Consider the following 6,084-nt stretch of genomic DNA (forward strand, 5'->3'; position numbering starts at 1 on the left):
TTATTCTTTAAAACTGGGGTCGAATACAATGGTCATCTCGCGTAACTCATTCATCACTTCGGGATCATCTGACGATGGTAGTGGAGATGAACGGGTAATCGCTGTTTTACCGGTTTCACAATAATCATAATCACCACCCAGAGCTTCAGTTTGTAATACCACTCCACCTGGGCCCATCGAGATTCTGATCGAGCAGGCACCGGGCGCTTTTGGAGGATACCAATTACGCTTAATTTTAGCGGTAATTAATGCGGTCAACTTCTCAACTTCAGACATTACCTGACCACGTCGTACCGTATCGCGCTGTGCTTCAAAAAATTCATCATCCAGAGCTGCCATTTCCTCTTCGAGCTTCTTTAGTTCTTCCTGACGTTTTTTCTCTGCTTCAGCCTCTTTACGTTTGCGCTCCTCTTCCTCTTTACGCTTACGCTCGGCCTCTTCTTTCTTACGCTGCTCTTCTTTAAGACGCTTCTGCTCTTCTGCTTCCTTCTGGCGCTGCTCTTCTATCTCTTTCTGCTTTTTTTCTTCTTCAAGTTTTTTCTGCTGCTCTAGAGCCAACTGCTTTTGCTTTTCTTCCTCTAGCTTCTGCTGTTTTTCCTGCTCCAGCTTTTGCTGTTGCTGACGTTGCTTTTCAGCTTCCAGGCGTTTCTGTTCCTGCTCTTTCTCAAGCTGTTTTTTACGCTCTTCCTCTTTGCGTTTTTTTTCAGCTTCCTGCTGCTTCTTGATGGCATTGGCATCAGGCTTTGGCAGCTCTTTGGCTGTAACGATTTTGGCGTTAATCGGAGCATCGACATATTCATGTTTAACGTCAACTTCATCATCCCAGGCAAAATTAAACAGCAACAAGCCAATCACGATGACATGAACCGCTACGGATAAAATGACTGGAACTATGTTTTTCTTGTCTGACACGAATAAATACCTGTTCGATTTCTATAATGCGTCAGTCATCAAACCAACGTTTTCGACACCAAACTGTTGACGTAATTCATCCATCAGCTCAATAACTGTGCCATAAGGTACTCGACGATCACCTTTGATCATGATCGGTGAGTTTGGTGAATTTTCTCGCTCTCTGGCTATCAGATTTAACAACTCATCCAGGGTTAAATCTCTAAACTGTCGAGAACCAATATCCATATGGAAGGACTCGTCAGCTTTAATGCCCACGACAAAGGGATCATATTCATCCGGTGAAATTGGTTCTGCATGGGCACTTGGTAACTCAACATCAATCCCTGCCGTAATCAAAGGCGCAGTAATCATAAAAATCACCAGCAATACCAGCATGACGTCAATATAGGGTACGACATTGATTTCAGCATTAGGGCGACGACGCTCTCTTCGAACCAGTTGAGTCATAATTACTCCTAGCTATGCGCTTTACGGTGTAATACGCCGGAGAACTCTTCAAGGAAATTCTCATACTGAGTTTCAATGCGCTGCAAACGGTTGGTGAAACGATTGTAAGCAATAACAGCCGGGATTGCCGCAAACAGACCCATAGCCGTTGCAATCAAGGCTTCTGCGATGCCCGGAGCAACCATCGCCAAGGTTGCCTGCTTTACTGAACCCAGCGCAATAAACGAGTTCATGATGCCCCAGACAGTACCGAACAGACCAATATAAGGCGTCACAGAACCGACTGTTGCAAGAAATGACAGATTACGCTCAAGCTTTTCGACTTCGCGGCTATGAGCCACGCGCATGGCACGGTGCGTTCCGTCCATAACCGCCTCAGGGCTAACGCCAGTTTGCTGACGTAAACGCATAAACTCGCGATACCCCGCCTGGAATAATGACTCTAGGCCAGACACAGGCTTTTGGCGCTGTGATAAGTCAGTGGAAAGCTTGCTTAGATCAATGCCTGACCAGAAGCGGTCTTCGAATTTTTTTCCTTCGCGCGCAGCATGGTTCAAGACACTGGAGCGCTGGAAAATCATAGCCCATGAAATAATCGATATCAGTAACAATAGGATCATGATGGCCTGTACCGGAATACTGGCATGTAAAAACAGATTGGCAATCGACATTGGATCTTCAGACGTAGACAGAACTGTTGTCGTCGTTTCAGCACCAGTCACGAGCTATCTCCTCTTTTAAATAGTCAGGCATGGCAGCAGGTTTCATGGTTTTCATATCAACGCAAGCCACGCGTATAGTTGCTTTATTTACTACTAATTGTTGTTCGTCGTCAGTGACAATTTCCTGCTCAAAAACCAGGCTGGTTCTGCGCACGCTGGCGATACGGGTTTTGACCAGAAGCTTGTCATTAAATCGTGCAGGCAGGAGATATTTGGCATCCACATGAGCAACTGCAAAAGCTAAGCCCTTGTCGATCAAGATATCCTGTTCCCACCCCAAAGAACGAAGCCATTCAGTACGACCACGCTCATAAAACCTCAAATAATTGGCATAAAATACTACGCCTGCCACATCAGTGTCTTCGTAATAGACTCTAACAGGCCAAATAAATTCACGCTGATTCATAATTCAGTCGGCTTTGTATTATAACGGTTCAAATAGTAAATAGTGTTAATAGCATCTCGAAAAATCTGCAATGGCATTGGCAAATTTCCCTTATATATACTTTAAATTAGTCAAATAAGTCGGGATCTTGAGGAATAATCTCGAAATGCTGATAGGCAAGTTTGGTAGCAATCCGACCGCGTGGTGTGCGTTGAATAAAGCCCTGCTGGATTAAAAAAGGCTCCAACACTTCATCAATCGTATCGCGCTCTTCGCCAATAGCAGCCGCCAACGTATCAAGACCCACTGGGCCACCAGCAAACTTCTCAATAATGGTCAGCAATAATTTGCGATCCATCATGTCAAAGCCTTTATGATCAACGTCGAGCATATCCAAGGCACGGTCGGAAATATCCTGGGTAATAACGCCATCAGATTTGATTTCCGCATAATCTCGAACCCGTCGTAACAGACGATTAGCAATCCGTGGCGTACCGCGAGAACGACGGGCAATTTCCAGCGCGCCCTTCTCTTCAATCGGCAAATCCAGAATGCGCGCAGAGCGCATCACAATATGAGTTAAATCTTTTAAGTTATAGAACTCCAGCCTTTGCACAATGCCAAAGCGATCGCGTAACGGGGAAGTCAGAAGACCTGCGCGCGTAGTAGCACCGACCAAAGTAAAAGGTGGCAGATCGATTTTAATCGAACGCGCAGCCGGGCCTTCGCCAATCATGATATCCAGCTGATAGTCTTCCATCGCAGGATAGAGCACTTCTTCAACGTGTGGGCTTAGACGGTGAATCTCGTCAATGAAAAGTACGTCATTTGGCTCAAGATTGGTCAGCATCGCTGCCAAATCACCGGCTTTTTCCAAAACAGGGCCAGAAGTGTGTTTGATACCAACGCCCATTTCATTGGCAATGATGTTAGATAAGGTGGTTTTGCCCAGGCCAGGAGGGCCAAAGATTAAGACATGATCCAATGCTTCCCGACGCTTTTTTGCTGCACCAAGGAAAATCTCCATCTGTTCGCGGACTTTTTCCTGCCCCACATATTCGTCGAGTGTCGTCGGTCGAATAGCACGATCAAACTGATCTTCGTCAGCAAACTCAGAGGGGGTGATGATGCGGTCATGCTCAATCATTGGATTTTATGCAAAGGCACTACGGATAAATAACGTGAAGCTAGTCTACCAAGTGTCTGTAACTTATGGAACCACGCCATCAGCGATTTCCATAATTGGTCATAATTCGGCTGCTAAGTTCACATAAGCTCTTGTCCACGACATAACAAGAGCTCTAATGGGCTTGCTCCAGTTGCTCTTGCAGCTCTAACCACTCTTCTTCTGTCTGTTCCAGTTGCGAGGTGACTTCTGAGTATTCAGCAGTCAGCTGCACCAACTTCGACTTATTACTTTCTTCATACAGACTCTGATCAGCCATAACCTCATCCAGCTTGGCTTTACGCTGCTGCAACTCGTCTAATTGTTGTTCAAGTTTCTTGAGCTTGTTCTTCAAGGGCTGCAATTGCTTGCGTTTCTCAGCTTCAAGACGGCGTTGTTCTTTGCGTGAAAGTTCATTATCAGAACTGATAGCGCCAGAGTTTTCGCTGCTTTCACCGGTCTCGTCGTTAGCAGCCTTTTTTTGCTGCAGGGTATCTTCCAGCGACCAGCGGGCGTAATCGTCGAGATCGCCTTTAAATGGCTCGACTTTGCCATCAGCCACCAGATAAAGATCATCACACACGGTTCTTAGCATGTGGCGATCATGCGATACCAGCACCATGGCGCCTTCAAAGCTCTGAAACGCCATGGTCATGGCAAGGCGCATTTCCAGATCCAGATGGTTGGTCGGCTCATCCAGTAACAGCAGGTTTGGTTTCGAGTACACCAACATGGCCAATACCAACCGCGCCTTTTCACCACCTGAAAATGGCGCTACCGGCTCTAGTGCCTTGTCGCCATTAAAATCAAAGCCGCCCAAAAAATTGCGCAGTTCCTGCTCAGTGGCTTTAGGATAATCGCGCTGTAGATGTTGGATGGGCGACATTTGCGGATGCAGCTGCTCCAACTGATGCTGAGCGAAATAACCAATTTTAAGGGTCTTGGCAGACACTTTTTCGCCCGCTAACAAGTCCAGCTCACCTGCCAGGACTTTAATCAAAGTCGATTTACCAGCACCATTCTTACCAAGTAAGCCAATACGGTCGCCGGGCATCAGGGAAAAGCCCACACCCGATAAAATGGTTTTAACACCACTATCAACTTGATAACCGGCATCGGCAGATTTCAGTTGCAGTAAAGGGCTCGGCAGATGGCCCAATTCGGGAAACTCAAAGTGAAACGGTGAGTCCACGTGCGCTGGGGCAATTTTCTCCATCCGCTCCAAAGCCTTAAGACGGCTCTGTGCCTGCTTGGCTTTCGAAGCTTTGGCTTTAAAGCGATCGACAAAGGATTGCATGTGAGAAATTTCTTTCTGCTGGCGCTCGAACTGCGCCTGTTGCTGAGCTAACTGCTCCGCTCTTTGAATTTCAAAGTCAGAATAATTACCGCTATACAGCGTGACCTTCTGCTGTTCGATATGAGCAATACGATTAACCGTGCGATCAAGGAAATCTCTGTCGTGGGAAATAAGCAGCACAGCACCCTGATAGGCCTTAAGCCAGTTTTCCAGCCAGATCACAGCTTCCATATCCAGGTGGTTGGTCGGCTCATCCAGCAACAAAAGATTAGAACGACACATCAAAGCCTGCGCCAGATTCAAGCGCATCCGCCAGCCGCCCGAAAAACTCGATACCGGCAACGACTCCTGCTCAGCGCTAAAGCCCAAACCATGCATCAAAGCCCCAGCGCGAGCACGCGCCGAATAACCATTAATTTCATCCAGCCGTTGATGCAGTTTAGCCACCCGCTGACCATCCGCGTCATTGTGCTCACCCTGCGCAGCCTTCTCTTCCAAACGAGCCAGCTCCGCTTCGATGTCACACAACTCCTCATCACCCAGCAACACATACTCCAACGCAGGAGTTTCCACTGATGGCGTTTCCTGACGCACACTGGAAATAGTAATACCGCCCGCCATCGAGAAATTACCCGCATCCTCCTCCAGCTCACCACGGATCAAAGCAAACAGCGACGACTTACCCGTGCCATTGGCCCCCGTCACCCCCACCTTATCGCGAGGATTAATGATGAAACTGGCATCTTCAAATAAGACTTTTTTGCCACGGCGCAACGCCATGTTCTCGAAAAACAGCATGAAATTAATGATTGGTCAAAAGTGCAGCCATTATATCGGTTAGCCAAAGCAGTACAATCAGAATCAGCAGCGATAGCGAGATCTTGCTCTCCCAGTGAAAATTTCCCACAAGCCACTGGTTTTGCTAGTATCGGTTCAAATCAGAAAGTTATCGGCATTGGTCGGTAAGCACTTAGAGGATTTGTTTTGATTGAGTTACCGGACTTTGATACAGGCCAGTATGAAGGCAGTGAACTGTTAATGTCGAATGGCGAAACTAGCCTAACTATAAGAATTACTGAGCAGTCCAACTTTATTATTGGGGCTGATCCAGATAACTAGCCCATTTCGTCTTTAACCCATTGTTTTAATTGAT

7 protein-coding genes are annotated in these 6,084 nt (G+C 46.9%); 1 reads left to right on the forward strand and 6 read right to left on the reverse strand.

Annotated features, from left to right (window positions below; all coding sequences use genetic code 11):
* The 6 genes from tolA to HUJ19_RS08835 form a co-directional block, all read right to left on the reverse strand.
* Complete coding sequence (gene tolA / locus HUJ19_RS08810) at window positions 1-912, reverse strand: cell envelope integrity protein TolA (RefSeq protein ID WP_290623518.1); 912 nt, start codon at window positions 910-912, stop codon at window positions 1-3.
* A 21-nt stretch (window positions 913-933) separates the two neighbouring features.
* The gene (gene tolR, locus HUJ19_RS08815; RefSeq protein WP_290623519.1) at window positions 934-1,362 is read right to left on the reverse strand and encodes a protein TolR; all 429 of its coding nucleotides are present in this window, start codon (window positions 1,360-1,362) and stop codon (window positions 934-936) included.
* 8 nt (window positions 1,363-1,370) lie between these two features.
* Window positions 1,371-2,084, reverse strand: coding sequence for a protein TolQ (tolQ, locus tag HUJ19_RS08820; protein WP_290623521.1), 714 nt, complete (start codon window positions 2,082-2,084; stop codon window positions 1,371-1,373).
* Window positions 2,071-2,490, reverse strand: coding sequence for a tol-pal system-associated acyl-CoA thioesterase (ybgC, locus tag HUJ19_RS08825; RefSeq protein WP_290623523.1), 420 nt, complete (start codon window positions 2,488-2,490; stop codon window positions 2,071-2,073). Before ybgC ends, tolQ begins: the two co-directional genes overlap by 14 nt.
* A gap of 106 nt (window positions 2,491-2,596) precedes the next feature.
* Complete coding sequence (gene ruvB / locus HUJ19_RS08830; protein WP_290623525.1) at window positions 2,597-3,616, reverse strand: Holliday junction branch migration DNA helicase RuvB; 1,020 nt, start codon at window positions 3,614-3,616, stop codon at window positions 2,597-2,599.
* A gap of 154 nt (window positions 3,617-3,770) precedes the next feature.
* The gene (locus HUJ19_RS08835) at window positions 3,771-5,729 is read right to left on the reverse strand and encodes an ATP-binding cassette domain-containing protein (RefSeq protein WP_290623527.1); all 1,959 of its coding nucleotides are present in this window, start codon (window positions 5,727-5,729) and stop codon (window positions 3,771-3,773) included.
* 186 nt (window positions 5,730-5,915) lie between these two features.
* On the opposite strand from HUJ19_RS08835, the gene HUJ19_RS08840 reads away from it, so the two are divergent.
* Window positions 5,916-6,050, forward strand: a complete 135-nt coding sequence (locus tag HUJ19_RS08840; RefSeq protein ID WP_290623529.1) for a hypothetical protein — start codon at window positions 5,916-5,918, stop codon at window positions 6,048-6,050.
* The last annotated feature ends 34 nt before the right edge of the window (window positions 6,051-6,084 follow it).

The sequence above is a fragment of the Kangiella sp. genome (genome assembly GCF_014762745.1).
Classification (GTDB): domain Bacteria; phylum Pseudomonadota; class Gammaproteobacteria; order Enterobacterales; family Kangiellaceae; genus Kangiella.